The sequence below is a fragment of the Moorena sp. SIO4E2 genome (genome assembly GCF_010671945.1).
GTDB lineage: Bacteria > Cyanobacteriota > Cyanobacteriia > Cyanobacteriales > Coleofasciculaceae > Moorena > Moorena producens.
Map to the genome: position 1 here is coordinate 1 of NZ_JAAHIE010000701.1, position 3,265 is coordinate 3,265.

Genomic DNA, 3,265 nt, shown 5'->3' on the forward strand with positions numbered 1-3,265 from the left:
CCAGGGTAAGCGCAAGAAAAAATTGCCCATAATGTGCATTGGCTGGATATCGGTTGATCGTGGCTCGAAACCCCTATAATCTCGTAGAACTTGATTCTCAATAGAGTTTAATAGTTGAGAATGAACCCAGTTTTTTCTAAATAAGCTACAGCTTATTGATTCTTGCGCTTACCCTGTAATTTAAGCTTTTCTGGAAAGGTCGCTATAAACTCTTCTACTTCTCCGGGTAGTTGTTTTTTATTTCTCGGTCTCACTACTTTTAACTTAGCTTTTAACTCATGATGAACTATTCGATGTACTGTACTGTAGCTTAGCCATATTTCCCAGAAAATAAATATCCACAGTTGAACTTCTTTATAACTCTTAAATCCAGCCGGATCTCTTAATTCTTGTTGTAATTTAGCTACCTGCTCTATTTTTAATTTTTTCGGTCTGCCCGTCTTCGGCTTTTCTTTAAGTAGTTCTTCAAGTCCTGAATGGCGATAAATTTCCAACCAACGGTGAATTGTTCTTTCAGTTCTACCAACAATAACAGCTAAATGTCTGACGGTTTCATGATTCACCTATCTTCCAAAGATATAAACTTTGAACTTTGGCAAATCCCAAGGCAGTTTTTTGCTGATTCATCAGCTTTAATAATCTCTCAGGAGATTCAATAACATTTAGATGAGCTACTCCAGTCATGGTTAATTATAGTTTGTATAGTTTAATTTAAGTATGACACGACTTTTTAAAAATGGTATTACCAAAGCTGATTTGGGACGCTTTCATGTCACTGGCAATGAACGTGATCGTTATGTATTTAAGGTTCCCAGTTTGCGGAACGTGGCTCTAACATCACCATATTTTCACGACGGTTCAGCTGAAACTCTTGAAGAAGCTGTGACGATAATGGGCAAATATGAATTGGGACGCCCACTGTCGCCAAACGATATTGGTATTAAACTAAGCCAGTGAGTCACCTCACTGACTCGTCTTCAAAACCGTACGTGACACTTTCGCATCATACGGCTCCTCATCATAGGAACCATTGTCATTGGTACCTCTAGAACGGGTTTTCATCTAATTTTGAGGAATTAACTTTTGACCCATGCTTGGCATCGTGGCAATGGAGGTGTAGCAGTTCCAGATTTTTGTCTAGATTACTTCCTCCTAAAGCGCGTGGTATTATGTGATGCTTTTCCAATAAATCGCCATCCTTGAAGGTAAGACCACAATGAGCGCATTTCCCTCCTTGCCGTTCTAAAAGCCTTCCCTTCTGAGTGGTCATCTCAGGATGCTCTCTCATTCTGGTACTCCAATAAATTAGGTCTCCATCGTAGGGACTTCTGGTATCCTGAACTTTGATATGCCTTACAATTTCTGTTTTGGCGTGTTTGGGGAGGTAGTTATCCTTTCCAGTCATGAACATCCAGTTGTCATCTCCTCTGGTTCCCCAGTATTTCTTGGTTACCCAGGTCTTCGATTTCTTTGGGTGTCTCCTGTATCCCCATCTCTGGAGTTTATTCCATAGCATGTGACCTAGTTTGCTGAAGGTTTCTTTACTACAGACTGACCTGTTGTAATTACACCATCCGCGTATAATAGGTTTTAGGCGGCTTATTAAGGCTTCCTGAGGTGCAGCTTTGTGTCGGTCTATGACATTCGCAAGCTGTCCATAATGCTCTAGAACTTTCCTTTTTGATGGTTTGATGATGGTTTTGAAACCTTGCTTCGAGTGATTTTGTCCTACTTTGTATTGACGAACATTAAACCCAAGAAAGTCAAATCCATCAAGTGTGTAGGCAATTTGTGTTTTGCTTGGTTTCAATTCCAAACCCATGTCGTTCAACCATTTATTGATTACTCCTTGACATTCCTCTACCACTTTTTGGTCTTGGTGTAAGATTACAAAATCGTCTGCGTACCTGATTAAGGTTAGACCATTCTTATAGTATTTTTTCTTACCTTTTATGGAATTGGCATAATTCCATATCGTCTGTTCCATTCCGTGAAGGGCTATGTTCGCTAAGAGTGGAGATATCACACCACCCTGAGGGGTACCCTCTTCCGTAGATGAGAATGTTCCATTATCCATCACACCGGCTTTGAGCCAGGAATTAATTAAACGTCTCATGGATGGATAAGTATTTAATTTAGTTAGGAGTGCATCATGATTGATTTTGTCGAAACATTTGGCAATATCCGCATCTAGTACCCATTTGGGCTTTTTGCTTATAGCATTGAATATTGCTTCTATGGCATCATGACATGAGCGTCCTGGCCTGAACCCATAGGAGTTGGGTTCAAATCTTGCTTCCCATTCAGGTTCTAATGCCTGTTTGGCGAGTGCCTGTAATGCTCGGTCGTACATGGTTGGGATACCTAAAGGGCGTTTTTCTATTCGTCCAGGTTTGGGTATCCATACCCTTCTAGTAGGTTGTGCCTTTTTGGAAACTTTGAGGTTGGCTACTAAGGCGAGGCGTTGCCTATTGGTTAAGGCTTTAACCCCGTCTATTCCGGCAGTCTTTTTACCTTTGTTCTCCTGGGTAACCCGTCTAACCGCTATCATTTTGGCTGTCCAGGACTTCATCAGAGTCTTTTGCAGCTTTCTTACCACGCGGACATCACCACGTTGTGAGGCTCGGTATATTCGTTTTTGCAACTTAAATAGGGTCTTTTCTAGCTTTCGCCAGTTGACTCTATTCCATTCCACCGTCTGGTTTTCCAGGGTTTTAGACTTGTTCATTGTTACTTACAACCATACCTTTTCCTATAACGTGAGTCCGTCAGCATATCCTAGGCATTACCCTAGGCGTTGGCTTTTGACTCAATCTCGCCCCCATATGACTTGCGGCTAACTACCTACTCAACAATCGACCTTGTTGAGAGAACATATGAGGGTTATTTCGTTCCTGATAACCATTCTATGGACTTTTAGGGTGGTACTATTCACCGGGAATTATGTGGGAAATCATTACAAGGAATCAAAACCTTATAATCCTTATTCCATTGACTTTTGTCTGTAGGGTATCAAGCCTTATTTCGCTACCTACCTTTAACGATGATTCAATCGTACCTTTCTTTCGTACCCATGAGTCCCTTGCCTGTTACTAACATCGGTCAGGTTAAGGATGCTTCACTATTCGACCCTTGCATTAATTCATAGAACCTATCCCACTAATACCAAAATATGGTAATCTGTTCTTGTTTGAGAAGAGTGTATCTGCTGATGGCTGGACGCTTTGAAGGATTAAGTGATTTGGAATGGAAGCTGTTTGAGGAA

At 41.1% G+C, this 3,265-nt stretch carries 2 protein-coding genes and 1 pseudogene; 1 reads left to right on the forward strand and 2 read right to left on the reverse strand.

The window, feature by feature from the left end; all coding sequences use genetic code 11:
- Positions 1-152: 152 nt before the first annotated feature.
- On the reverse strand, positions 153-563 hold the full coding sequence (locus tag F6K37_RS35650) for a helix-turn-helix domain-containing protein (RefSeq protein WP_287255632.1): 411 nt from the start codon (positions 561-563) through the stop codon (positions 153-155).
- A gap of 181 nt (positions 564-744) precedes the next feature.
- Here F6K37_RS35650 and F6K37_RS35655 point away from each other — a divergent pair.
- Positions 745-957 (forward strand): annotated as a pseudogene (locus tag F6K37_RS35655) (cytochrome B6); the annotation flags it as partial.
- A gap of 88 nt (positions 958-1,045) precedes the next feature.
- On the opposite strand, the gene ltrA reads toward F6K37_RS35655, so the two are convergent.
- On the reverse strand, positions 1,046-2,728 hold the full coding sequence (gene ltrA, locus F6K37_RS35660; RefSeq protein WP_287255637.1) for a group II intron reverse transcriptase/maturase: 1,683 nt from the start codon (positions 2,726-2,728) through the stop codon (positions 1,046-1,048).
- Positions 2,729-3,265 lie beyond the last annotated feature (537 nt).

Bases quoted from the DNA above. Each gene is read 5' to 3' on its own strand.
- ltrA (WP_287255637.1), bottom strand. From the start codon at position 2,728: ATGAACAAGTCTAAAACCCTGGAAAACCAGACGGTGGAATGGAATAGA.